The organism is Azospirillum sp. NS33, from assembly GCF_059703765.1.
Map to the genome: position 1 here is coordinate 24,654 of NZ_BAAKJB010000016.1, position 21,355 is coordinate 46,008.

Consider the following 21,355-nt stretch of genomic DNA (forward strand, 5'->3'; position numbering starts at 1 on the left):
ATGTGGTCTCGCAACACAACGCTGCTGTTCGCCGTGGTCTTCGCGGCGATCGGCATCCTGGGCTTCGTACCCGGCCTCGTCACCATGCCGGTCGGCGACGGCCTGGCGGCCGATGGCATGCACGGCCGCCTGTTCGGCGTCTTCCCGGTGAACTGGCTGCACAACATCGTCCACCTCGGCTTCGGGCTGTGGGCGTTCTTCGCCTATTTCTCCGGAATCGGGGCGTCGCGCACCTTCCTCAAGGCGACCGCGGTGGTCTACCTGGCCTTCACGATCATGGGCTTCATCCCAGGCCTGGAAACCGTGTTCGGGCTGGTGCCGCTGTACGGCAACGACATCTGGCTGCACGCCCTGATCACCCTCGTCGCCGGCGGGGTCGGCTTCTTCGTGCACGAGCACGACCGGGTGGCCGAGGCGCACGGCTCGCGGCTGTGACCGCCCGGCCGGGGCCGCTCCGGCGGCCCCGGCACCCGGGCTCGAGGCATCCCGGCCGAAGGCATTCCGGCCCAAGCCGCCGCGGCACCCGGCGTCAGCGCAGGGTGTAGAGGTAGGCGGCGATGGCCTGGGCCTCGCCCTCGGGAATCCCCATGGCCGGCATCCCGGTCGCCGGGGCGAGGCTCGGCGGGTCCATCACCCAGCGCACCAGGGTGTCCGGGCGGTTGGGCACGATCCCGGCGATCAGGGCGCGCCGTGCGAATCCCTGGAGCGAGGGACCGACCACGCCGCGTGGCCCGGCCACGCCGGGAACCACGTGGCAGGTGCCGCAGCCATAGGCGCGGATCAGATCGGCGCCGCGCTCGGCATCGCCGGTGACCACCCGCTCCTGGCGCGCCGGCTCGGGACCGCACCCTCCCAGCAGGAGGGACAGCAGCAGGAAGGGGATCAGCGGCAGCGGGCGCGGGGCTGCGGGGCGTGTCACCGGCGGGCTTTCTGCAAGGGCAAGGCGCCCCGGGGGAACGCCGGGAGCGCCCGCGGGTTCCCGCGCGCCGGCCACGGCGGCCGCCGCCGCGCCGTCCCCGCCTGACGCGTCACACGAAGCGCACCGGGCGTTCCCAGACGATCAGCACGAGGCAGCCCTCGGGACTGGCCACGCTGTGCTCGGTCCCCGGCGGATTCACCACGAAGCTGCCGGCGCCGTAGCGGCCGCGCTCGTCCTCCTGGCTGCCCTCCAGCACCAGGATGTGCTCGTAGCCCCGGTGCACGTGGCGTGGCGCCCCGGCCCCGGGGGCGTAGCGCAGGAAGGCCGCGGCCGGCCCGTCGGGGCCGGTGCGGTAGAGCCAGCTCACGGCGATGCCCTCGCGGAACGGCTCCCAGGCCAGCGGCGGCATGCCGGCGGTCCCGCCGGGCAGGCCGGCCAGGACCAGCGGCGCGGCGAGGCCGAGGGGGGCGGGGGCGGTCATCGCACGGTCTCCGGCGCCAGCGCCGCGAGAACCGCGGCGCTGGGGGCGGTCCAGCCGACGATGGCGCCCTGGGCGCGGATCATCTCCAGGGTCGCGGCCTTGAACGCGGGGACGTAGCTTTCCGTGGCGTCCTCCACCAGCAGGCAGTCGTAGCCGCGGTCGTTGGCCTCGCGCATCGTCGTCTGCACGCAGACCTCGGTGGTGACCCCGGCGAACACCAGATGGGTGACGCCGAGGCGATCGAGGATCCCCTGCAGGTTGGTGGCGTGGAACGCGCCTTTGCCCGGCTTGTCGATGACGGTCTCGCCGGGCCGCGGCGCCAGGGCGGGCACGATGGCGCTGCCCGGCTCGCCGGCCACCAGGATGCGGCCCATCGGGCCGGCGTCGCCGATGCGCAACGGCGGGGCGCCGCGCTCGCGCTTGGCCGGCGGGCAATCGGACAGGTCCGGCCGGTGCGCCTCGCGGGTGTGGATGACGGGCAGGCCGCGGGCGCGGAACCCGTCGAGCAGGGCGCGCGCCGGCGCCACCGCCGGGGCGAGGAGAGAGACGTCGTTGCCGAGCGCCTCGCCGAAGCCGCCGGGCTCCAGGAAGTCGCGCTGCATGTCGATGACGACCAGGGCCGTGCCCGGCACCGGGAAGGGGAAGGGGAAGGGCCGTGCGGCGACGGTGGGCATGGGAACTCCTGTCGGTGGCGTCAGTGGCCGGCCATGCAGCGGCCGATGGTGGTGAGGTCGGCGTCGGCCGTGGCCGTCTCGTGGGCCACCGCGCCCTGGAACATCACGACCAGCCGGTCCGACAGCTCCAGCAGCTCGTCCAGGTCCTCGCTGACCAGCAGCACCGCGGCGCCGCGGTTGCGCGCCGTCATGATCTGCGCGTGGATGTCGGCCACCGCGGCGAAGTCGAGGCCGAACACCGGGTTGGCGGCGACCAGCACGGCGACGTCGCCCGACAGCTCGCGCGCCAGCACGGCGCGCTGCACGTTGCCGCCGGACAGGGTGGCGATGGGGGCGTCGGGGGAGGTGGTCTTGACCCGGTAGCGGGCGATCAGCTCCTGGCCGGCACGGCGCATCGCGCCCCGCTTCAGCCACCAGCCGCCGGACGCCAGCGGCGGCCGGTCGAAGGCGCGGAAGGCCATGTTCTCGGCGACGCTCATGGTCGGCACGCAGGCCGAGCGCAGCGGCTCCTCGGGCAGGCAGAAGACGCGGTGGCGGGCCATCTCCCGCCGGGTGGCGAGGTAGGGCTCGCCGTGCACCCGCACCGCCCCGCCGTCCGGCGTGCGCTGGCCCGCCAGGACCTGCACCAGCTCCACCTGGCCGTTGCCCGACACGCCGGCCACACCGACGATCTCGCCGGCCCGGACCTTCAGGTCCATGCCGCGCACCGCCGGCATGCCGCTGTCGTCGTCGGCCCACAGCCCGGCGATCTCCAGGCGCACCGTGTCCTTGGGGGTGGCGGCGCGGGCCGCCGGGGCGGCGATGGCGTCGCTGCCCACCATCAGGGCGGCCAGGCTGTCGGGGGTGTGGCCGGCGACCGGGCCGGAGCCGACCAGGCGGCCGCGGCGCAGCACCGACACCGCGTCGGCGAAGGCCATGACCTCGCGGAACTTGTGGGTGATGATCAGGACGGTCAGGCGGCCGTCCAGGGCCATGCCCCGGATCAGGCCGAGGATCTCGTCGGCCTCCGTCGGGGTCAGCACCGAGGTCGGCTCGTCGAGGATCAGGAAGCGGGCCTTGAGGTAGAGCTGCTTGACGATCTCCGCCTTCTGCTTGTCGCCGGCGGCCAGGGTGGCGACCGGCGCGTCGACCGGGACGCGGAACGGCATGGTGTCCATGAAGGCGGCCAGCGCCCGCCGCTCCGCCGGCCAGTCGATCACCGCGGGCACGTCGGCCCGGGCCATCACCAGGTTTTCCAGCACGGTCATGCGCGGCACCAGGGTGAAGTGCTGGTAGACCATGCCCAGGCCGTGGCGCTGGGCGGCGCGCGGGTTGTCGACGCTGATCTCGCGCTGGCCGACGATGACGTTGCCGGCGTCGGCGCGGTAAAAGCCCATGATGCACTTGACCAGGGTGCTCTTGCCGGCGCCGTTCTCGCCCAGCAGCGCGTGGACGGTGCCGGGGCGCACCCGCACCGTCACGTCGTCCAGCGCGGTGAAGCCGCCGAAGCGCTTGGTCATGGCGACGGCCTCAAGCCCCGGCGCCGTGATCTCCGGGGGGGCGACGCGGCTCAGCACGTTCATGGCAGGTGCTCCACCAGGGCGGCGGCGGTGCTGATGGCGCCGAACACGCCGCCCTGCATCGTCACCATGTGCACGGCGGCGGCGTGGTTGGCGGGGTCGGTGGCGCCGCAGCAGTCCTTCAGGATCACGCACTCGAAGCCGCGGTCGTTGGCCTCGCGCATGGTGGTGTGGACGCAGACGTCGGTGGTGATGCCGGTCAGGATGAGGTTGCGGATGCCGCGGACGCCGAGGATCAGCTCCAGGTCGGTGGCGCAGAAGCTGCCCTTGCCGGGCTTGTCGATGATCGGCTCGCCGGGCAGCGGGGCCAGCTCGGGGATGATCTCCCAGCCCGGCTCGCCGCGCACCAGGATCTTGCCGCAGGGGCCGGGGTCGCCGATGCCGGCGCCGATGCGCTGGGAGCGCCAGCGTTTGTTGGGCGGCAGGTCCGACAGGTCGGGGCGGTGCCCCTCGCGGGTGTGCAGCACGTGGTAGCCCTTGGCCCGCATGGCGTCGAGCACCCGGCGGATCGGCGCGATGGGGGCGCGGGTCAGCTCCAGGTCGTAGCCCATGCAGTCGACGTAGCCGCCCTTGCCGCAGAAGTCGGTCTGCATGTCGATGACGATCAGCGCCGTGTTGTCCGGGCGCAGGTCGCCGTTGTAGGGCCAGGGGTAGGGGTCGGCGGGGATGAAGCGCTCGATCATGCCGGGAACTCCCTGTCTCGTGGACGGTCGGGGTGGTCGGTCAGCGGGAGACGCTCAGCTCCGCCGGGGCGCCGGCGAGGTGGTGGCGCGACGAGGAGGTCGCGACCATGATGGCGAGCGTCAGGATGTAGGGGGCGGCGTTGAACAGGTAGTAGCCCTCGGTGATGCCCACCGACTGGAGCGCCGGGCCCAGCGCGCTGGCGCCGCCGAACAGCAGCGAGGCGTAGAAGCACAGCATCGGGTCCCAGCGGGCGAAGATGACCAGCGCCACCGCGGTGATGCCCTGGCCGCTCGACAACCCCTCGTTCCAGCTTCCCGGGTAGTAGAGCGACAGGAAGGAGCCGCCGATCCCGGCCAGGAAGCCGCCGCCGGCGGTGGCCGCCATGCGCACCCGGTTGACCGGGTAGCCCATCGCCCGCGCCGCGTCGGCGCTCTCGCCGACGATGCGCACCACCATGCCCCAGCGGGTGGTGCGCAACGCCCACAGCAGCGCCGGTGCCAGCGCCAGCCCGACCAGGAACAGCACGTTGACCCGCAACGCCGACTGCACCTGCGGCGACGCGCTCCACCAGCCGAAGGCGATGGCGGGAAGCTGTGGTGCCTGGGGCTGGATGAAGGGCTTGCCCAGGAAGAAGGCCAGCCCGGTCCCCAGCAGCATCAGCGCGATGCCCACGGCGATGTCGTTGACCCGGTCGAGCGCGCACAGGGCGGCGTGCAGCACCCCGAAGGCGGTGCCGGCCAGCCCGGCCACCAGCACCCCCGCCCACGGGTTGCCGGTGGCGTAGGCGGTGGCGTAGCCGCTCATGGCGCCCATCACCAGCGTCCCCTCCAGCCCCAGGTTGATGCGCCCGCTCTTCTCGGTCAGGCACTCGCCCAGGCTGACGAACAGGAAGGGGGTCGACACGCGGATGGCGCCGGCCAGCACGGCGAGCGGCACCCCCAACCATCCCAGCGCGGTGTCCTCCATGGCTCAGGCCTCCTGTGGGCGGGGGGCGGGGCGGCGCAGGATGTCGCGGCCCCGCAGGGATTCGCTGGCCAGCAGGGTGACGAAGACGATGCCCTGCAGCACCAGCACGGCGGCGTCGGGCAGGTCGAGGCGGCGCTGCAGCAGGCCGCCGCTGGCGCCGATGCCGCCGAACAGGATGGCCACGGGGATCACCGCCAGGGGGTTCTGGCGGGCCAGGAAGGCGACGAGGATGCCGGTGAAGCCGTAGCCGGCGACGAGGGCGGCGTTGGCCTTGCCGTGCACCGCCGCCACCTCGACCATCCCGGCCAGCCCGGCGGCGGCGCCGCCGAGCGCGCAGGTGACCACCAGCAGGGTGCCGACGGGCAGGCCGGCCATGCGCGCCGCGCGCGGGTTGCCGCCGACCATGCGGGCGGCGAAACCGAAGGTGGTGCGGGCCATCAGCACACAGGCGGCGACCGCGAACAGCACCCCCAGCGCCAGCCCCCAGTGCACGTCCATGCCCGGCATGTCGGCGATCCGGTAGGGATCGGCGATCGGCGGGGTGGAGGGCTTGTTGAGGCTGGCGGGGTCGCGCATCGGCCCCTCCACCACGTGGTTCAGCACGGCGATGGCGATGTAGGTCAGCAGCAGCGACGAGATGGTCTCGTTGACGCCGCGGGCGTGGCGGAGGTAGCCGGCGAAGCCGATCACCGCCGCCCCCGTGGCCATGCCGGCCAGCCCCATGCCGCCCCAGACGAGGGCGGGCGGCAGGCCGTCCAGGGCCAGCGCCGCGGCCACCGCCGCCAGGCCGCCCAGCGCCAGCGCGCCCTCGCCGCCGATGATGACGAGGCCGAGCTGGGCCGGCAGGGCGGTGCACAGCGCCGTCAGGACCAGCGGGGCGGCCCGCGTCAAGGTGTTCTGCCAGGAAAACCAGGAGCCGAAGGCGCCCTTGTACATCAGCGCGTAGGTGGCCAGCGGGTCGGCGCCGGCGGCGGCGACGAACAGTCCGAACAGCACCATCGCGGCGACCAGCGCGAGCGCGGTGGGCAGGAAACGGTCGAGGATCATGGGGAACCTCCGGCCTCGCCAAGGGCCCTCTCCCCCAGCGGGAGAGGGCGGTCGATCGCTCAGCCCACGCTGCCCTCGACCCCTTCGACGAGGTAGTCCATGGACTCCAGCGCAAGGTCGGTCTGGCCCTGGGCGGCGCCCGCGGCGATCACCGTGTTGCCCTTGTTGTCCTTGACCGGGCCCTGGTAGATGACGACGTCGCCGGCCATGAACCTGGCCTTGACCCCGTCGGCATGGGCGCGCGCCGCGTCGGACACCGCCGGGCCGTAGGCGGAGGTCTTGACGATCCCCTCCTTCAGGCCGCCGCGCACCAGGTTGGGCACCGTCTTGCCCGCCTGCACCAGGGCCACGTAGTCGGCGTAGACCTTGGCCCAGTTCCACTCCGCCCCGGTCAGGTAGCCCTTGGGCGCCAGCGCCGCCTGGCTGGCGTGGTAGCCGGTGCAGAAGACGCCGCGCCGCTCCGCCGTCTCCACCACCACCTTGGGGCTGTCGACGTGGCAGGTCACCACGTCGGCGCCCTGGTCGATCAGGCTGTTGGTGGCCTCCGCCTCCTTGACCGGCATCGACCAGTCGCCGGTGAAGATGACCGCGGTGCGCACCGCCGGATCGACCGACCGCGCGCCCAGGGTGAAGGAGTTGATGTTGCGCAGCACCTGCGGGATCGGCTTGGCCGCGACGAAGCCCAGCGTCTTGGACGTGGTGGTGTGGGCGGCGACGATGCCCGAGAGGTACTGGGCCTCGTCGATGTAGCCGAAATAGCTGCCGACGTTCGACGGGTGCTTGCCTTCCGCCCACAACCCGCCGCAATGCAGGAAGGTGATGTCGGGATACTTCTTCGCTTCCTTGAGGGCATGCGGGTCGAAATAGCCGAAGGAGGTGGGGAAGAGCAGAGACGCGCCGTCCAGCTCGATCATGCTCTCCATGCTCTTCTCGACGTCGACCGTCTCGGGGACGTTCTCCTCCTCCAGCACGGTGACTCCGGGCATCCCCTTCAGGGCGGCCGCACCCTCGGCGTGGGCCTGGTTGTAGCCGAAGTCGTCGCGCGGCCCGACATAGACGAAGCCGACGACCAGATCACCGGCGTTTGCCGCTTTCCAGGGCAGGCCGGTGCCCAGCGCGCCGAGCGCGCCGGCTGCGCCCATGCTGTGCAGAAGGGTGCGTCGGGAAAGGCGGTGCAGCTTGGCCATCTCTGAATTCCCCCGTGTCTGAGGCGCCCGTGGCGTCGGGCGCGGCGGCATGTTTCGCTGTGCACACAATCAGCAAGCCCCGTGCCAGTCGGAGGGGCCATTGCCAATTGCATGAATTGTCTGGAACTTTCGGTTTCGGCCGGAAGCCGTGCTGCGGTGGGGCCGGTGCCGCGGCGCACAAATTCTAATCGTCACGTATACATACGCACAAAACATAGTCACTTGTATGCACGGCCCCGTCGGGGCACCGCGGGAGGGATCGGTCAAGCGTCTGAGGATGCAGAACAATCGGCGTGGCCATGAAAACTGGAACGGTGTATGCATCAGTGCGGGCGGACCCTTGGAATGGCAGGACGGGGCGGACGCGATGGGGGAGAGGGTGCCGACGATCGGCAACGGGCGCGGGCGGACCGCCGGGCGGGCGTCTTCGGTGCGCGCCCGCGGCACCCTGGTCGACGACCTGGTGCAGAGGCTGGCCGACGACATCGTCGACGGCCGGCTGGTGCCGGGCGCCCGGTTGGAGGAGCAGGACCTGGCCGAGCGCTTCCGCGTGTCGCGCACGCCGGTGCGTGAGGCCTTGCGCCTGCTGGCGGCGACCGGTCTGGTGGCGCACCAGCCCAACCGGGGGGCCGCCGTCGCCGCCATCGGCGAGGAGCGCCTCTACGAGATGTTCGAGGTGATGGCCGAGCTGGAGGCGGTGTGCGCCCGCCTCGCCGCCGAGCGCATGACGCCGCGCGAACGCCTGGAGCTGGAGACGCTGCACCGCGACTCCGCGGCGCTGGTGCGCTCCGGCGACCGTGAGGGCTACGAGGGCGTCAACCGCCACTTCCACGCCGCGCTGTACCGGGGGTCCCACAACGGTGAGCTGGAGGAAACGGTGCTGGCGGCCCGCCGCCGGGTGGCGCCGTTCCGCCGCGCCTCGTTCCTGATGCTGGGGCGCCTTGCCCGGTCCTGGGCGGAGCACGACCAGGTGGTGCGCTCGATCCTGTGCGGCGACGGCGACGGCGCCGCCCGGGCGATGCGCGCCCATGTCCAGATCGTCAGCGTCGCCTCGGCCGAGGTGGTGGTCACCCGGACCGGCGGGGCGGGCGAGGACGCCGCCCCGGGCTCCGCCGCTGCCGTCGCCCCACCCGCCGCCTTCGCCACCGATCCCGCACCGCCACACCGCACCGCCGACGAGGAGGAGGAACGCCATGGGCTTCTCGCACCGCGACAGCCTTGACATCGCCACCCTGCGCGCCCGCTACCTCGCCGGCGACACCACGCCGCGGGAGGTGGCGGAAAGCGTCCTGAACCGGATCGCCGCCTACGGCGACCCCGCCGTGTGGATCACCCGGGAGAGCGAGATCGCCGTGCTGACCGCGGCCGAGGCGCTGGCGGCGCGCTCGGCGGCGGAGCTGCCGCTGTACGGCATCCCCTTCGCCGTCAAGGACAACATCGACGTCGCCGGGGTGCGGACCACCGCGGCCTGCCCGGAATTCGCCTATATGCCGCGCGAGACCGCGGCGGTGGTGCAGCGCCTCACCGCCGCCGGCGGGCTGTTCGTGGGCAAGACCAACCTCGACCAGTTCGCCACCGGCCTGGTCGGCGTCCGCTCCCCCTTCGGCGCGCCGCGCAACTGCTTCGATCCGGCCTATGTGTCGGGCGGGTCGTCGTCGGGCTCGGCGGTGGCGGTCGCGGCGGGGCTGGTCAGCTTCGCCCTGGGCACTGACACCGCCGGCTCGGGACGGGTGCCGGCCGCCTTCAACAACATCGTCGGGCTGAAGCCGACCCGCGGCCTGGTCAGCAGCCGCGGCGTGGTCCCCGCCTGCCGCTCGCTGGACTGCGTCAGTGTCTTTGCCCTGACGGTGGCCGACGCCGCCGCGGTGGGCGCGGTGGCCGCCGCCTTCGACCCGCACGACGCGTTCTCCCGGCCCGCCGCCGACGGGGCCGACCTCACGCCGGCCCGGCTGGCGCCGTTCCGCTTCGCCCTGCCGCTGCCGGACCAGTTGCAGTTCTTCGCCAACCAGCACACGCCGCGCCTGTTCATCGAGGCGGTGGGCCGCCTGAAGGCGCTGGGCGGCACCCCGGTCGCCGTCGACTTCACGCCGTTCCTGGAGGCCGCCCGGCTGCTGTACGACGGGCCGTGGGTGGCCGAGCGCACCGCCGCCGTCGGCGATTTCCTGGCCGCCCACCCCGGCGTCGGCCACCCGGTCGTGCGCGCCATCGTCGAGGGCGGACGGCCGCGCTCGGCGGTCGAGGCGTTCCGCGCCGACTACCGCCTGCGCGAGCTGGCCCGCCAGATCGAGCCGCTGTGGCGCAAGGCCGAGGTGCTGCTGACGCCGACCGCCGGCACCATCTACACCATCGCCGAGGTCGAGGCCGACCCGGTGCGCCTCAACAGCAACCTCGGCACCTACACCAACGCCATGAACCTGCTGGACCTGTGCGGCGTGGCGGTGCCCTCCGGGTTCCAGCCCGACGGGCTGCCGTTCGGCATCACCCTGGCCGCCCCGGCCTTCGAGGAGGCGCGGGTGCTGGGCATCGCCGCCGCCTTCCACGAGGCCGGCGGGATGCGCCTGGGGGCGACCGGCGTGGCCCCGCGCCCCGCCGAGCCGGCGGCCGAGCCGGCGCCGCGCCGCGGCCACGTGCGGGTCGCGGTGGTCGGGGCGCACATGGCCGGCCTGCCGCTGAACCACGAGCTGACGGAGCGCGGCGGACGCCTGTTCCGGCGGGCCCGCACGGCGGCGTCCTACCGGCTGTACGCGCTGCCGGGCACGCGGCCAGCGCGGCCCGGATTGGTGCGTACGGGCGACGGGGCCCCCATCGAGGTGGAGGTGTGGGAGATGCCGGTCGGCGGCTACGGCGAGCTGGTCGCCGGCATTCCCGCGCCGCTCGGCATCGGCACCATGGAGCTCGAGGACGGCTCCCGGGTCCAGGGCTTCCTGTGCGAGGCCCACGCCGTGCAGGGCGCGGACGACATCACCGCCCATGGCGGCTGGCGCGCGTGGCTGGCGCGGTGAGGCGGCGGCGCGACGCCCGCCCCCTTTCCGTTGACAAATCGGGGGTAGGCAAGTGCAATGGCGGCGACGACGGAAACGCCGTGCGGGTGCCGCCCGTGCGCCGCGCGATCGACAAACGGTGAGGGGCTCCATGAAGAAACGACTCGCTCTCGGCGTCCTCGGCGCCGCGCTCGCCGCCACGCTGGCTTCGCCCGCCGCGGCACAGGACAAGAAGCCGGTCAATCTCTACATCTGGAACGACTATCTCGGCGAGACGACGCTCGACGAGTTCACCAAGGCGACGGGCTACCCGACCAACGTCGACCTCTACGACAGCCTCGAGCTGCTGGAACAGAAGGTGCTGGTGGGCCGCTCCGGCTACGACGTGATCGTGCCGACGGTGCAGCCCACGGGGGCGCGCATGATCGCCGCCGGTGTCCTGGCCCCCCTGGACAAGTCCAAGCTGTCGAACTACGGCGGGATCGACCCCAAGGTGCTCAAGCAGCTCGAAAGCGCCGATCCCGGCAACACGCACCTCGTCCCCTACCTCGGCGGCACCGTCGGCATCGGCATCCTGCCGGAGAAGATCAAGGCGCTGATGCCCGACGCCCCGCTCGACAGCTGGGACCTGATCTTCAAGCCGGAGGTGGCGGCGAAGCTGGCGCCGTGCGGCATCACCCTGCTCGATTCGGCGATCGACGTGCTGCCGACGGTGCTCGACTACCTCGGGCTCGACCCGAACTCCGAGAGCAAGGAGGACCACGACAAGGCCGAGGCCCTGCTGACCTCCGTGCGCCCCTACATCAAGCAGTTCGTGACCGGGCAGAACATCAACCTGCTGGCCGGCGGCGACGCCTGCGTGGTGATGGCCTATTCGGGCGACGTGCTGCAGGCGCAGACCCGGGCCGAGGAGGCCGGCAGCGGCGTCACCGTCGAGTACGTCATCCCCAAGGAGGGCGCGCAGGTGTGGTGGGACGCCCTGGGCATCCCGGCCGACGCCCCCAACCCCGACGGTGCGCACGCGTTCATCGACTTCGTCCTGAAGCCCGACGCCATGGTCGGCATCACCAACTACGTGATGTACGGCAACGCGGTGCCGGCGACGCTGAGCGCGCTGGAGGACTCGGTCAAGAACAACCCGGCGATCTTCCCCCGCGAGGACCAGAAGGAGACCCTGTTCTCGCTGTCCACGGTGAAGCCCCAGGTCGAGCGGCTGCGCACGCGGCTGTGGACCAAGGTCAAGACCGGCCAGTAAGGGGGCGGTCCGCCTCAGCCCGGACGTCCCGGCCCCGGTCCCGGCGCGCGTGAGCGCCGGCGGCCGGGCCGGCACGGCCTCGTCGTTCGTGTCCGTCCCAACGAGCAAGGGGTATGCCGGGCATGGCCCAGCCGATCCGCAAGCCGACCCGCCTGGAACCGTGGCAGGATCCCGAGGCGGTGCCGTACATCCGCATCGAGCGGGTGACCAAGCGATTCGGCGACTTCGTCGCCGTCGACGACGTGTCGCTGGACATCTTCCGCGGCGAGTTCTTCGCCCTGCTCGGCGGCTCCGGCTCGGGCAAGACGACGCTGCTGCGCATGCTCGCCGGGTTCGAGCAGCCCAGCGAGGGGCGGATCTCCATCGACGGCGTCGACATGGCCGGCATCCCGCCCTACGAGCGGCCGGTCAACATGATGTTCCAGTCCTACGCCCTGTTCCCGCACATGAACGTGGAGCAGAACGTGGCCTTCGGCCTCAAGCAGGACGGGGTGCCGCGCGACGAGATCCGCGACCGCGTGGCGGCCATGCTGGACCTGGTCCAGCTCGGCCGGTTCGCCAAGCGGCGTCCGCACCAGCTCTCCGGCGGCCAGCGCCAGCGCGTGGCGCTGGCCCGGTCGCTGGTCAAGCGGCCCAAGCTGCTTCTGCTGGACGAGCCGCTGGGGGCGCTCGACCGCCGGCTGCGCGAACAGACCCAGTTCGAGCTGGTGAACATCCAGGAGAAGCTCGGCGTCACCTTCGTGGTCGTCACCCACGACCAGGAGGAGGCGATGACCATGTCCACCCGCATCGCCGTCATGAACCAGGGCTACATCCCCCAGGTCGGCACGCCGACGGAGATCTACGAGTACCCGAACTCCAAGTTCGTCGCGGAGTTCGTCGGCTCGGTCAACATGTTCGAGGGCCGGGTGGTGGAGGACGAGCCGGACCACGTGCTGGTCCGCTCCGAGGCGGCGGGCTGCGACCTCTACATCAGCCACGGCGTGCCGGCCCCCATGGGCACCCAGGTCTGGGTGGCGGTGCGGCCGGAGAAGATCATGCTGTCCAAGGAGCCGCCCGCCGACGCCGCGGCCCAGGGGCGCAACGTCACCACCGGTACGGTGCGCGAGATCGCCTATCTCGGCGACATGTCGATCTACCTCATCGAGCTGAGGAGCGGGACCATGGTGCGCGTGACCACGCCCAACGTGACCCGCAGCACCGAGCTGCCCATCACCTGGGAGGACGAGGTCCACCTGAGCTGGCGGCCGTTCGCCGGCGTCGTGCTGACCCAGTGACCGGAGGACGCCCGATGCGTGGAAGTCATTCGACCGGACGACGCCCGTGAGCCGCCAGGGGTACGTTCCGCTGGGCGACCGCATGAGCGAGGGCACGCCGCCGGCCTTCGCCGACGGACCCTACGGCGCGCTCGGCGCGCTGCGCCGCGGGCTGGTGCGGGTCGGGCTGACCGGCCGCGCCCTGGTGGTGGCGGTGCCCTACCTGTGGCTGCTGCTGTTCTTCCTGATCCCGTTCCTGATCGTCTTCCGCATCAGCTTCTCCGACGCGGTGATCGCCCAGCCGCCCTATTCGGGCCTGGTGGAGTGGTTCGAGGACACCGATTTCGGCGAGCTGAGGGTGCAGATCACCCTGAGCCTGACCGGCTATCTGCGGCTGTTCAGCGACGACCTCTACATCGTCGCGTACCTGTCGTCGATGAAGATGGCCTTCGTCTCGACGATCCTGTGCCTGCTCATCGGCTACCCCATGGCCTACGCCATCGCCCGGGCCCGGCCGTCGCTTCGCGGGCCGCTGATGATGCTGGTGGTTCTGCCCTTCTGGACCTCGTTCCTGATCCGCGTGTACGCGTGGATCGGCATCCTCAAGGCCAACGGCATCGTCACCGGGGTGCTGTCGTCGCTGGGCCTGGTCGGCGAGAACTTCGAGCTTCTGTACAGCGAGACGGCGGTCTACATCGGCATCACCTACACCTATCTGCCGTTCATGATCCTGCCGCTGTACGCGACCCTGGAGAAGATGGACCACTCGCTGCTGGAGGCGGCGGCCGACCTGGGCTGCCGGCCGTTCAAGGCGTTCCTGGCGGTCACCCTGCCGCTGTCCCTGCCGGGCATCATCGCCGGGTCGCTGCTGGTGTTCATCCCCGCGGTGGGCGAGTTCGTCATCCCCGAACTGCTGGGCGGCCCCGACACGCTGATGATCGGCCGGGTGCTGTGGAACGAGTTCTTCGCCAACCGCGACTGGCCGGTGGCCTCGGCCGTCGCCATCGCGCTGCTGCTGTTCCTGGTGGTTCCCATCATGGTGTTCCAGTTCGTCCAGGGGCGCCAGCAGGAGACGGAGGCCCGGCGATGAGGCGGATCGGCTTCCTGTCGTGGGCGCTGTGGTTCGGCTACGCCTTCCTCTACGTCCCCATCGCCCTGCTGGTCGTCTACTCGTTCAACGACAGCCGGCTGGTCACCATCTGGGGCGGCTTCTCGACCCGCTGGTACGGCGAGCTGCTGCGCGACGACCAGCTGCTGTCGGCGGCCGGGCTGTCGCTGCAGATCGCCGCCACCTCGGCCAGCGTGGCCGTGGTGCTGGGCACCATGGCCGGGCTGGCGATGGCGCGCTTCGGGCGGTTCCGCGGGCGCACCGTGTTCGGCGGGATGATCACGGCCCCGCTGGTGATGCCCGAGGTGATCACCGGCCTGTCACTGCTCCTGCTGTTCGTGGCCATGGAGCAGCTCATCGGCTGGCCCTCGGGGCGGGGCGTCACCACCATCACCATCGCCCACACCACCTTCACCATGGCCTATGTGGCGGTGATCGTGCAGTCGCGCCTGGTCAGCCTCGACGAGAGCCTGGAGGAGGCGGCGATGGACCTCGGCGCCCGCCCGGCCAAGGTGTTCTTCGTCATCACCCTGCCGATCATCTCGCCGGCCATCGTCTCCGGCTGGTTGCTCGCCTTCACCCTGTCCCTGGACGACCTGGTGATCGCCAGCTTCGTCTCCGGGCCCGGCTCGACCACCCTGCCCATGGTGATCTTCTCCAGCGTCAAGTTCGGCGTCAGCCCGAAGATCAACGCGCTGGCGACCATCATCGTGCTGGTGGTGGCCACCGGGATCTTCGTCGCCAGCCTGTGGATGGCGCGCCAGGAGAGGCAGCGCCGCCGGGACGAGCAGATGGCGCTCCAGGGCGGCTGACCGCCGCCCCGGGGCCGGTGCCCGGCGGGGGGGCGGGGCATGCGTGGGCCGCATGGCCGACCGGCGGTGCCTGGAATACGGGCGGCCGGGCTGCTATTCTCCGGGCATCGTCAACAATGAACGAGGCGTGCCGTGCACACCGTGCTGTGGTTTCCGATGATCCGTCTGGGCTTTGCCAACCCCTTCACCAACCTGTTCGCCCGCCGCCCCCGCCGCGGCCAGCGCCGCGCCGCTCCGGCGTAGTCCGGCCGCGCCGCGCCGCTCTCCCTCCCCCTTGCGCAACCCGGCCGTTGCCAAATCCTCACCGCGCTGTTTAGGGTTCCGCGAGCGTGGACCGTTGCGCCCGAACCAGAACAAGCAAGCGCGGCGCCGAAGGGGGAGAGACCGATCATGACGACTCCGGCCGAAGACGGCTTCTACATGCCCGGCGAGTGGGAGCCGCACACCCGGTGCTGGATGGCGTGGCCCTGCCGCGCCGAGACGTGGCCGGCCCTGGCGGCCGACGGCATGAGCGAGGGCATCGAGGCGGCCCGCGGCGCCTACGCCGAGGTCGCCAAGGCGATCGCCCGGTTCGAGCCGGTGACCATGGTGTGCGACCCCGACGACGTGCCGGAGGCGTCGTTGGCCTGCGGCGGCGGCGGCGTGCAGATTGTGCCGATGCCGCTGTCGGATTCGTGGATCCGCGACACCGGCCCCAGCTTCCTGATCGACGGCAAGGGGCGGGGCGCTGGTGTCCACTGGCGCTTCAACGCCTGGGGCGGCAACTACACCGAGTGCGGGCGCGACCGCGAGGTCGGCCGTCTGGTGCTGGAGCACCAGAAGCTGCTGCGCTACGAGGCGCCTCTGGTGATGGAGGGCGGGTCCTTCCACGTCGACGGCGAGGGCACCCTGCTGACCACCGAGCAGTGCCTGCTCAACCCCAACCGCAACCCCGACCTGTCGCGCGCCGCCATCGAGACGATGCTGAAGGACCATCTCAGCGTCTCCACGGTGATCTGGCTGGGCGAGGGTTACCAGGACGACGAGACCGACGGGCACATCGACGAAATCGCCCTGTTCGTGAAGCCGGGCGTGGTGCTGGCGCTGATCACCGACGACCCGGCGGACCCCAATTTCCGGATCTTCCAGGACAATCTCGACCGCCTGAAGAAGGCCCGCGACGCCCAGGGGCGGGAGCTGGAGGTGGTGCCGGTGCGCCAGCCGCCGCGGCGCGACCGCGACGGCGTGCGCCTCACCCTGTCCTACACCAACCTCTACATCGCCAATGGCGGCGTGGTCATGCCGGCGTTCGAGGACGCCGCCGACGACGAGGCCTACCGCACCATCCGCAAGGCCTTCCCCGACCGCGAGGTCATCCAGATCCCGGCCATGGACATCGTCCGCGGCGGCGGCGGCATCCACTGCATCACCCAGCAGCAGCCGAGCCTGGGCTGACCGCGGCCAGTGCCAGACTGCCGGCCACCGCGACCGCCGCCGTCGCCACCGCCAGGGGCACCAGGCCCAGGGTGATGAACGGTGCCACCGCCGCGGTGCCGGCGGCCGTGGTGGCGAAGATCGCCAGCATCACCAGTGCCGCGCCGCGGGCGTCGTCGCCGTGGGCGGCCAGCACCGCCAGGTGGAAGCCCGGCGGCCCGCTCAAGCCCAAACCGACGTTGAGCGGCACCATCAGCGCCACCAGCGCCGCGGGGGCGCCGCCCCCGGCCAGGGCGTAGAGCAGGGTGGCCAGGGCGCCGAGGGTGGTGAGGGTGGTGCCGATGCCGATCATCCGCGCCGCGCCGAAGCGGTCGGCCAGCCGCCCCGACAGGGTCGCCGCCGCCATGAAGAAGGCGATGCCGACCACCTGCAGGACCACGAAATCGTCCAGGGTGCCGCCCAGCGAGCCGACGATCACCGCCGGCGCCCCGAACACGAAGACCAGCAGGGCGCCCAGCACGCAGGCCTGGCGCAGGGCGTGGCCGAGGAACACCCGGTCGCGCAGCAGGGCGCCGTAGCCGCCGGCACGCCGCCCGCGGCTGGGCCCGGCCGGCAGGTGGTGGCGCAGCGCCGCAACGGCCGCCGCCGCCGCCAGGGCCAGCACCGCCAGCGCCGCGAAGACGGCCGGCCAGCCCGCCCACACCACCATCCAGGCGCCGAGCACGGGGGCGAAGGCCGGGGTCAGCGCCTCGACGCTGCTGAGCAGGGCGATCGCCCCGACCGCCCGGCCGTCGCCGTAGAGCCGGCGCAGCATGCCCGGTGCGAACACCGCCGGGGCCGAGGCGACGGCGCCCTGCACGGCGCGCACGGCGATCAGCGCGTCGAGCGAGGGGGCCAGCGCAGCCAGCGCCGAGGTCACGGCGTAGCCCACCAGCGACGCCGCGAGCAGCGCGCGCTGGTCGAACCGCGCCCCCAGCTCGCCGAAGACGACCAGGCCGAGGGCGGCACCGGCGACGAACGCGGCAAGCACCAGCTGGGCCTGCGCGGCCGTCCCGTCCAGGGCGTCGGGCAGGCCGGGGACGGCCGGCAGGACCAGGTCGGTGCCGGCGATGCACAGGGCGGTGCCGCCGACGATCGCCGCGAAGGCCAGGGCGGTGGGCGGCCGGTCCGGCGCGGCCGGCGAAGGGCGGCGGTGCGGCGTGTGCATGGCGATCCCCGTCAGGTGGACCGCAGTCATCGGCCATCGCGGCCGCTCCGGCAAGCGGGGCGGCCGGTCAGGCGCCGGATTTCCCCGCCTCGTCCTTCACCACCGCGTCCACGTCGTCGAGGCAGGCGCCGCACGGGTCCACCTTGAAATGGGCGAAGACGGCGTCGGCGTCGGCCAGCCCCTTCTGGCGCACCGCCTTGCGGATCGACGTCTCCGTCAGGTCGTAGCATTGGCACAGCGACATCGGCGGGCTCCGTGGCGGGCTCCGTGGCGGGCGGTCAGCAGCGGGCGGCGGCGGCGTAGAGCATAGCGGAATCGCCGGCCGGCGGCTCCACCGTGGTCGCGAAGGTCGCGAGATGGCCGGCGATGCCGTCGAGCAGCGACAGGGCGAAGCGCAGGTTCTCGCCGTCGAGGACACCCGACAGGGCGTCGCGGCAGCCGGCGCCGTCGCCGGCACCGGCGCGCTCCAGGGCCGCCACCAGCGACCCTTCGTCCGGGGTCAGGTGCCGGCAGGGGACGGGGCGCAGGGCGATCTCCGCCAGCGCGTGCTCCGCCAGCACCGTCATCAGCCCGTCGATCCCCATCAGCAGGCTGTGGCCGTCGCGCCGGTCCAGCCGGGCCGCCAGCGGTTCCATCCGCACCCACCAGGACGAGCGGTCGACATGCCATAGGCGCATGGCCACGAGGAACGCACGGGTGGCGGGGGGCAGGGCCTGGGTCCGGGGCATGGGGGCCATCTCCGAGAGCGGGGTCACGCTGAGGTTTCGAATGATGATGCAAATCATTCGCAAAACCCCTGCGACGCGACGCCGCAGTGCAAAAAATATCGTGCCAGAAGTGCGGTCATCGCCGGGCGAACGCCGCGGCCAGATGGTCGATGAGTCCGCGGACCGCCGGGACCAGCCCGCGGCGCGACGGGAACACCAGATGGATCAGGGCGTCGGGGGCGACCCAGTCGCCCAGCAGCACCTCCAGCCGGCCCAGGGCGATGTCCTCGCGGACCAGGAAGTCGGGAAGGCGAACGATGCCCAGCCCGGCAAGGGCGGCCCGGCGCAGGGTTTCCATGTCCTCGCTGACGATGCGCGGCCGGTGCGGCACGGTCGCCAGGACGCCGTCCTGCCCCTTGAGCATCCACGCGTGGTCGCCGGGAATGGGGACCGCCAGGCTGGGGAGGTCGGCGAGATCGGCCGGGGTCCGCGGCACCGGCCGCCCGGCCAGCAGCGACGGCGCGCCGACCAGGATCTGGCCGCCCGGGCCCAGGGACCGCACGATCAGGTCGGTGTCCTGCAGCGGCGGCGTGCGCACCCGCAGCGCCAGGTCGAATCCCTCCTCGACCACGTCGACCCGGCGCATGGTCGCCTCGATGCGCAGCGACACCCGCGGGTTGGCGATGAGGAAATCGGTCAGCATGGCCGCGACGTCGCTGTGCAGCAACGGTGGCGGGCAGCTCAGCTTGACCAGCCCCTGGGGGGTGGCCCGCACCCGGTCGACCGCCTCCTGCGCGGCCTCGGCCTCGGCGACCACGGCCTGGCAGTGGCGATGGAAGTCCCGGCCGACCTCGGTCACCGTGAAATGGCGCGTCGTGCGCTGGATCAGGCGGACGCCGAGGCCCTCCTCCAGCGCGGCGACGCGCCGGCTCAACGTCGACTTCGACACGCCGAGCGCCCGTCCGGCCGCGGCGAAGCCGCGGTGCTCGACCACCTTCGCGAACAGGAAGAGGTCGTTGAGATCGCGCATCACCACCCACCGTATCGTTCCAATAATGAGACGATCCGTAGCAGATTCGCCGGCTCCCGGCCAGACCGTCCCCCCGGTAGTGTGCCACCAGAGTTCGGCCGGCGCCGTGCGCCGCAGCCCCGTTTGATTTGGGAGTCCAGGCATGACCCTGCTGCACATCGATTCCAGCGCGCTCGGCGACGCCTCCGTGTCGCGCGTCCTGACCGCCGAGGTGGTGGCCGCCCTGACCGACGCCGACCCGGCGGCGCAGGTGGTGCACCGCGACGTCGTCGCCGATGCCCCCGACCACCTGACGCCGGAGCTGGTGAAGGTGGTGAAGTTCCGCGATCTCGACGGCATCGACGAGCGCCAGCGCCGCGAACTGGCGCTGACGGACACCCTCGTCGACGAGTTCCTGGCCGCCGACACCGTTGTCATCGGCGCGCCGATGTACAACTTCTCGGTGCCGACGCAGCTCAAGGCGTGGCTCGACCGGCTGGCCCAGCCCGGGCGCACCTTCCGCTACACCGAGACCGGCCCGGTGGGGCTGGCCGGCGGCAAGCGCGTGATCATCGTCTCGACCCGGGGCGGCAGGTATTTCGGCACCCCGGCGGAGGTCGCCCTGGACCACCAGGAAGCGTACCTGCGCGCCGTGCTCGGCTTCTTCGGCGTCACCGACGTGACGGTGGTGCGCGGCGAGGGACTCGCCATGGGGCCGGAGGCCCGCGAGCAGGGCATCGCCCGGGCCCGCGACGAGATCGCCGGGCTGGCCCGCCGCGCCGCCGCTTGACGGCGGCGGGCGCCGTCCGCTCCTATGCCGGGGTTCGTCACGCGACAAGGACCCCGATCATGACCGGCAAGGCGCTCGTGCTGTTGTCCGGCGGCCAGGACTCGGCCACCTGCCTGGCCTGGGCCCTCGACCGCTTCGACCATGTGGAGACGATCGGCTTCGACTACCGCCAGCGTCACGCGGTCGAGCTGGCCTGCCGTGGCCGGCTGCGCGACGGCCTGGCCGCCCTCGACCCGCGCTGGGCCGCCCGCCTGGGGGACGACCACGTCCTCGACGCCGGCGTGCTCGCCGACCTCGGCGACACGGCGATGACCGCGGACGTGGAGATCCGCATGACCGGCGCCGGCCTGCCCTCCACCTTCGTTCCCGGGCGCAACCTGCTGTTCTTCACGCTGGCGGCGGCGATCGCCTACCGCCGCGGCCTGAAACACCTGGTGGGCGGCATGTGCGAGACGGATTATTCCGGCTATCCCGACTGCCGCGACGACACCATCAAAGCCCTGCAGGCCACCCTGAACCTGGGGCTGGACAGCCGTCTCGTGCTCCACACCCCGCTCATGTGGATCGACAAGGCGGCGACCTGGGCGCTGGCGGAAACGCTGGGCGGGCTCCCCCTGGTCGAGCTGATCCTCGAGGACACCCATACCTGCTATCGCGGCGACCGCGGCCACCGCCACGCCTGGGGCTACGGCTGCGGGTCCTGCCCGGCCTGTGCGCTGCGCCGCACCGGCCACGCCGCCTACACCGCACAGCGGGCGGCACCCTGAGGCGCCGCCCGCCGGGTTCCGGGCGCGCCGGGCGATCAGTGCCGGGCGTAGACCGCGGGCCCGCCGGCGCCGCCGAAGGTCAGCACCTCGTACGGCTCTCCCGGGGTGTCCATGCCGGGCGCGCTCTGCGGCATGCCGGGGACGGCCAGCCCGGTGATGGCCGGCCGCTCCGTCAGCAGGCGGCGCACGTCGGCGGCCGGCACGTGCCCCTCGACCACGTAGCCGCCGACCGTGGCGGTGTGGCAGGAGCCCATCGTCTCCGGAACGCCCTTGTCCGCTTTCAGCGGCCACACGTCGTCGACGTCGTGGACCTTGAGGGCGAAGCCCGCGGCCTCCATGTGCGCGAGCCAGCCGCCGCAGCAGCCGCAGCTCGGCGATTTCCACACCTCCACCACGGGGTCGGCCGCGGCCGGCGCGCTGGTCAGGGCCGGCGCGGCGACGACGAGGACGGCACCGGCGGCACCGGCGAGAAGGACGGCGCCGGCGGCGCCGGCGAGGATGGTCGTCTTGATGGTCATGCGCTGTGACTCCCG

At 72.3% G+C, this 21,355-nt stretch carries 23 protein-coding genes; 10 read left to right on the top strand and 13 right to left on the bottom strand.

The window, feature by feature from the left end:
* On the top strand, positions 1 to 435 hold the full coding sequence (locus AC6H2I_RS15230; protein ID WP_497501511.1) for a DUF4383 domain-containing protein: 435 nt from the start codon (positions 1 to 3) through the stop codon (positions 433 to 435).
* A gap of 94 nt (positions 436 to 529) precedes the next feature.
* Here AC6H2I_RS15230 and AC6H2I_RS15235 read toward each other — a convergent pair whose 3' ends face one another.
* The 8 genes from AC6H2I_RS15235 to AC6H2I_RS15270 form a co-directional block, all read right to left on the bottom strand.
* The gene (locus AC6H2I_RS15235) at positions 530 to 919 is read right to left on the bottom strand and encodes a c-type cytochrome (RefSeq protein WP_497501512.1); all 390 of its coding nucleotides are present in this window, start codon (positions 917 to 919) and stop codon (positions 530 to 532) included.
* A 109-nt stretch (positions 920 to 1,028) separates the two neighbouring features.
* On the bottom strand, positions 1,029 to 1,400 hold the full coding sequence (locus tag AC6H2I_RS15240) for a cupin domain-containing protein (protein WP_497501513.1): 372 nt from the start codon (positions 1,398 to 1,400) through the stop codon (positions 1,029 to 1,031).
* On the bottom strand, positions 1,397 to 2,074 hold the full coding sequence (locus tag AC6H2I_RS15245) for a cysteine hydrolase family protein (protein WP_497501514.1): 678 nt from the start codon (positions 2,072 to 2,074) through the stop codon (positions 1,397 to 1,399). Before AC6H2I_RS15245 ends, AC6H2I_RS15240 begins: the two co-directional genes overlap by 4 nt.
* Before the next feature lie 20 nt (positions 2,075 to 2,094).
* Complete coding sequence (locus AC6H2I_RS15250; RefSeq protein ID WP_497501515.1) at positions 2,095 to 3,636, bottom strand: ABC transporter ATP-binding protein; 1,542 nt, start codon at positions 3,634 to 3,636, stop codon at positions 2,095 to 2,097.
* On the bottom strand, positions 3,633 to 4,316 hold the full coding sequence (gene biuH, locus AC6H2I_RS15255; RefSeq protein ID WP_497501516.1) for a biuret amidohydrolase: 684 nt from the start codon (positions 4,314 to 4,316) through the stop codon (positions 3,633 to 3,635). Before biuH ends, AC6H2I_RS15250 begins: the two co-directional genes overlap by 4 nt.
* A gap of 40 nt (positions 4,317 to 4,356) precedes the next feature.
* On the bottom strand, positions 4,357 to 5,283 hold the full coding sequence (locus tag AC6H2I_RS15260; RefSeq protein WP_497501517.1) for an ABC transporter permease: 927 nt from the start codon (positions 5,281 to 5,283) through the stop codon (positions 4,357 to 4,359).
* A gap of 3 nt (positions 5,284 to 5,286) precedes the next feature.
* Entirely contained in the window at positions 5,287 to 6,330 is a 1,044-nt protein-coding gene (locus tag AC6H2I_RS15265) for an ABC transporter permease (protein WP_497501518.1), read from the bottom strand.
* Between the two features lie 59 nt (positions 6,331 to 6,389).
* A complete protein-coding gene (locus AC6H2I_RS15270) occupies positions 6,390 to 7,517 on the bottom strand; it encodes a BMP family ABC transporter substrate-binding protein (RefSeq protein ID WP_497501519.1) in 1,128 nt (375 codons plus the stop codon).
* A 379-nt stretch (positions 7,518 to 7,896) separates the two neighbouring features.
* Between AC6H2I_RS15270 and AC6H2I_RS15275 the strand changes: the two genes are divergently transcribed.
* The 7 genes from AC6H2I_RS15275 (at position 7,897) to AC6H2I_RS15305 (ending at position 16,363) form a co-directional block, all read left to right on the top strand.
* Entirely contained in the window at positions 7,897 to 8,739 is an 843-nt protein-coding gene (locus AC6H2I_RS15275; RefSeq protein ID WP_497501520.1) for a GntR family transcriptional regulator, read from the top strand.
* On the top strand, positions 8,711 to 10,519 hold the full coding sequence (gene atzF / locus AC6H2I_RS15280) for an allophanate hydrolase (RefSeq protein ID WP_497501522.1): 1,809 nt from the start codon (positions 8,711 to 8,713) through the stop codon (positions 10,517 to 10,519). The genes AC6H2I_RS15275 and atzF overlap by 29 nt, the downstream gene beginning before the upstream one ends.
* A 130-nt stretch (positions 10,520 to 10,649) precedes the next feature.
* On the top strand, positions 10,650 to 11,753 hold the full coding sequence (locus AC6H2I_RS15285) for a polyamine ABC transporter substrate-binding protein (protein WP_497501523.1): 1,104 nt from the start codon (positions 10,650 to 10,652) through the stop codon (positions 11,751 to 11,753).
* Between the two features lie 122 nt (positions 11,754 to 11,875).
* Complete coding sequence (locus AC6H2I_RS15290) at positions 11,876 to 13,030, top strand: ABC transporter ATP-binding protein (RefSeq protein WP_497501524.1); 1,155 nt, start codon at positions 11,876 to 11,878, stop codon at positions 13,028 to 13,030.
* A gap of 46 nt (positions 13,031 to 13,076) precedes the next feature.
* A complete protein-coding gene (locus AC6H2I_RS15295; protein WP_497501525.1) occupies positions 13,077 to 14,099 on the top strand; it encodes an ABC transporter permease subunit in 1,023 nt (340 codons plus the stop codon).
* Positions 14,096 to 14,929 (top strand): ABC transporter permease subunit, encoded by an 834-nt coding sequence (locus tag AC6H2I_RS15300; RefSeq protein ID WP_497501526.1) that lies wholly within the window; start codon positions 14,096 to 14,098, stop codon positions 14,927 to 14,929. Before AC6H2I_RS15295 ends, AC6H2I_RS15300 begins: the two co-directional genes overlap by 4 nt.
* Before the next feature lie 390 nt (positions 14,930 to 15,319).
* Positions 15,320 to 16,363: an agmatine deiminase family protein gene (locus AC6H2I_RS15305; RefSeq protein ID WP_497501527.1), complete on the top strand. Its 1,044-nt coding sequence runs from the start codon at positions 15,320 to 15,322 to the stop codon at positions 16,361 to 16,363.
* Here AC6H2I_RS15305 and AC6H2I_RS15310 read toward each other — a convergent pair.
* The 4 genes from AC6H2I_RS15310 to AC6H2I_RS15325 form a co-directional block, all read right to left on the bottom strand.
* Positions 16,335 to 17,579 carry an MFS transporter gene (locus AC6H2I_RS15310; RefSeq protein ID WP_497501528.1) on the bottom strand — a complete coding sequence of 415 codons (1,245 nt, stop codon included), beginning with the start codon at positions 17,577 to 17,579 and terminating at the stop codon, positions 16,335 to 16,337. The genes AC6H2I_RS15305 and AC6H2I_RS15310 overlap by 29 nt on opposite strands.
* A gap of 37 nt (positions 17,580 to 17,616) precedes the next feature.
* Entirely contained in the window at positions 17,617 to 17,793 is a 177-nt protein-coding gene (locus AC6H2I_RS15315; protein WP_497501529.1) for a (2Fe-2S)-binding protein, read from the bottom strand.
* A gap of 34 nt (positions 17,794 to 17,827) precedes the next feature.
* The gene (locus AC6H2I_RS15320; protein WP_497501530.1) at positions 17,828 to 18,277 is read right to left on the bottom strand and encodes a hypothetical protein; all 450 of its coding nucleotides are present in this window, start codon (positions 18,275 to 18,277) and stop codon (positions 17,828 to 17,830) included.
* A gap of 115 nt (positions 18,278 to 18,392) precedes the next feature.
* Positions 18,393 to 19,286 carry a LysR substrate-binding domain-containing protein gene (locus AC6H2I_RS15325; protein ID WP_497501531.1) on the bottom strand — a complete coding sequence of 298 codons (894 nt, stop codon included), beginning with the start codon at positions 19,284 to 19,286 and terminating at the stop codon, positions 18,393 to 18,395.
* Between the two features lie 142 nt (positions 19,287 to 19,428).
* Here AC6H2I_RS15325 and AC6H2I_RS15330 point away from each other — a divergent pair, with 142 nt between their 5' ends.
* Positions 19,429 to 20,055 carry an FMN-dependent NADH-azoreductase gene (locus tag AC6H2I_RS15330; protein ID WP_497501532.1) on the top strand — a complete coding sequence of 209 codons (627 nt, stop codon included), beginning with the start codon at positions 19,429 to 19,431 and terminating at the stop codon, positions 20,053 to 20,055.
* A 59-nt stretch (positions 20,056 to 20,114) separates the two neighbouring features.
* A complete protein-coding gene (queC, locus tag AC6H2I_RS15335; RefSeq protein ID WP_497501533.1) occupies positions 20,115 to 20,822 on the top strand; it encodes a 7-cyano-7-deazaguanine synthase QueC in 708 nt (235 codons plus the stop codon).
* A gap of 35 nt (positions 20,823 to 20,857) precedes the next feature.
* Here queC and AC6H2I_RS15340 read toward each other — a convergent pair whose 3' ends face one another.
* Positions 20,858 to 21,340 carry a DUF411 domain-containing protein gene (locus AC6H2I_RS15340; RefSeq protein WP_497501534.1) on the bottom strand — a complete coding sequence of 161 codons (483 nt, stop codon included), beginning with the start codon at positions 21,338 to 21,340 and terminating at the stop codon, positions 20,858 to 20,860.
* Between the last annotated feature and the right edge of the window lie 15 nt (positions 21,341 to 21,355).

Excerpts from the sequence above, each read along its gene's own strand:
- AC6H2I_RS15230 (WP_497501511.1), top strand. The coding sequence starts at position 1 with ATGTGGTCTCGCAACACAACGCTGCTGTTCGCCGTGGTCTTCGCGGCG.
- AC6H2I_RS15240 (WP_497501513.1), bottom strand. The coding sequence starts at position 1,400 with ATGACCGCCCCCGCCCCCCTCGGCCTCGCCGCGCCGCTGGTCCTGGCC.
- AC6H2I_RS15245 (WP_497501514.1), bottom strand. The coding sequence starts at position 2,074 with ATGCCCACCGTCGCCGCACGGCCCTTCCCCTTCCCCTTCCCGGTGCCG.
- AC6H2I_RS15250 (WP_497501515.1), bottom strand. The coding sequence starts at position 3,636 with ATGAACGTGCTGAGCCGCGTCGCCCCCCCGGAGATCACGGCGCCGGGG.
- biuH (WP_497501516.1), bottom strand. The coding sequence starts at position 4,316 with ATGATCGAGCGCTTCATCCCCGCCGACCCCTACCCCTGGCCCTACAAC.
- AC6H2I_RS15260 (WP_497501517.1), bottom strand. The coding sequence starts at position 5,283 with ATGGAGGACACCGCGCTGGGATGGTTGGGGGTGCCGCTCGCCGTGCTG.
- AC6H2I_RS15265 (WP_497501518.1), bottom strand. The coding sequence starts at position 6,330 with ATGATCCTCGACCGTTTCCTGCCCACCGCGCTCGCGCTGGTCGCCGCG.
- AC6H2I_RS15270 (WP_497501519.1), bottom strand. The coding sequence starts at position 7,517 with ATGGCCAAGCTGCACCGCCTTTCCCGACGCACCCTTCTGCACAGCATG.
- atzF (WP_497501522.1), top strand. The coding sequence starts at position 8,711 with ATGGGCTTCTCGCACCGCGACAGCCTTGACATCGCCACCCTGCGCGCC.
- AC6H2I_RS15285 (WP_497501523.1), top strand. The coding sequence starts at position 10,650 with ATGAAGAAACGACTCGCTCTCGGCGTCCTCGGCGCCGCGCTCGCCGCC.
- AC6H2I_RS15290 (WP_497501524.1), top strand. The coding sequence starts at position 11,876 with ATGGCCCAGCCGATCCGCAAGCCGACCCGCCTGGAACCGTGGCAGGAT.
- AC6H2I_RS15300 (WP_497501526.1), top strand. The coding sequence starts at position 14,096 with ATGAGGCGGATCGGCTTCCTGTCGTGGGCGCTGTGGTTCGGCTACGCC.
- AC6H2I_RS15305 (WP_497501527.1), top strand. The coding sequence starts at position 15,320 with ATGACGACTCCGGCCGAAGACGGCTTCTACATGCCCGGCGAGTGGGAG.
- AC6H2I_RS15310 (WP_497501528.1), bottom strand. The coding sequence starts at position 17,579 with ATGACTGCGGTCCACCTGACGGGGATCGCCATGCACACGCCGCACCGC.
- AC6H2I_RS15315 (WP_497501529.1), bottom strand. The coding sequence starts at position 17,793 with ATGTCGCTGTGCCAATGCTACGACCTGACGGAGACGTCGATCCGCAAG.
- AC6H2I_RS15320 (WP_497501530.1), bottom strand. The coding sequence starts at position 18,277 with ATGCCCCGGACCCAGGCCCTGCCCCCCGCCACCCGTGCGTTCCTCGTG.
- AC6H2I_RS15325 (WP_497501531.1), bottom strand. The coding sequence starts at position 19,286 with ATGCGCGATCTCAACGACCTCTTCCTGTTCGCGAAGGTGGTCGAGCAC.
- AC6H2I_RS15330 (WP_497501532.1), top strand. The coding sequence starts at position 19,429 with ATGACCCTGCTGCACATCGATTCCAGCGCGCTCGGCGACGCCTCCGTG.
- queC (WP_497501533.1), top strand. The coding sequence starts at position 20,115 with ATGACCGGCAAGGCGCTCGTGCTGTTGTCCGGCGGCCAGGACTCGGCC.
- AC6H2I_RS15340 (WP_497501534.1), bottom strand. The coding sequence starts at position 21,340 with ATGACCATCAAGACGACCATCCTCGCCGGCGCCGCCGGCGCCGTCCTT.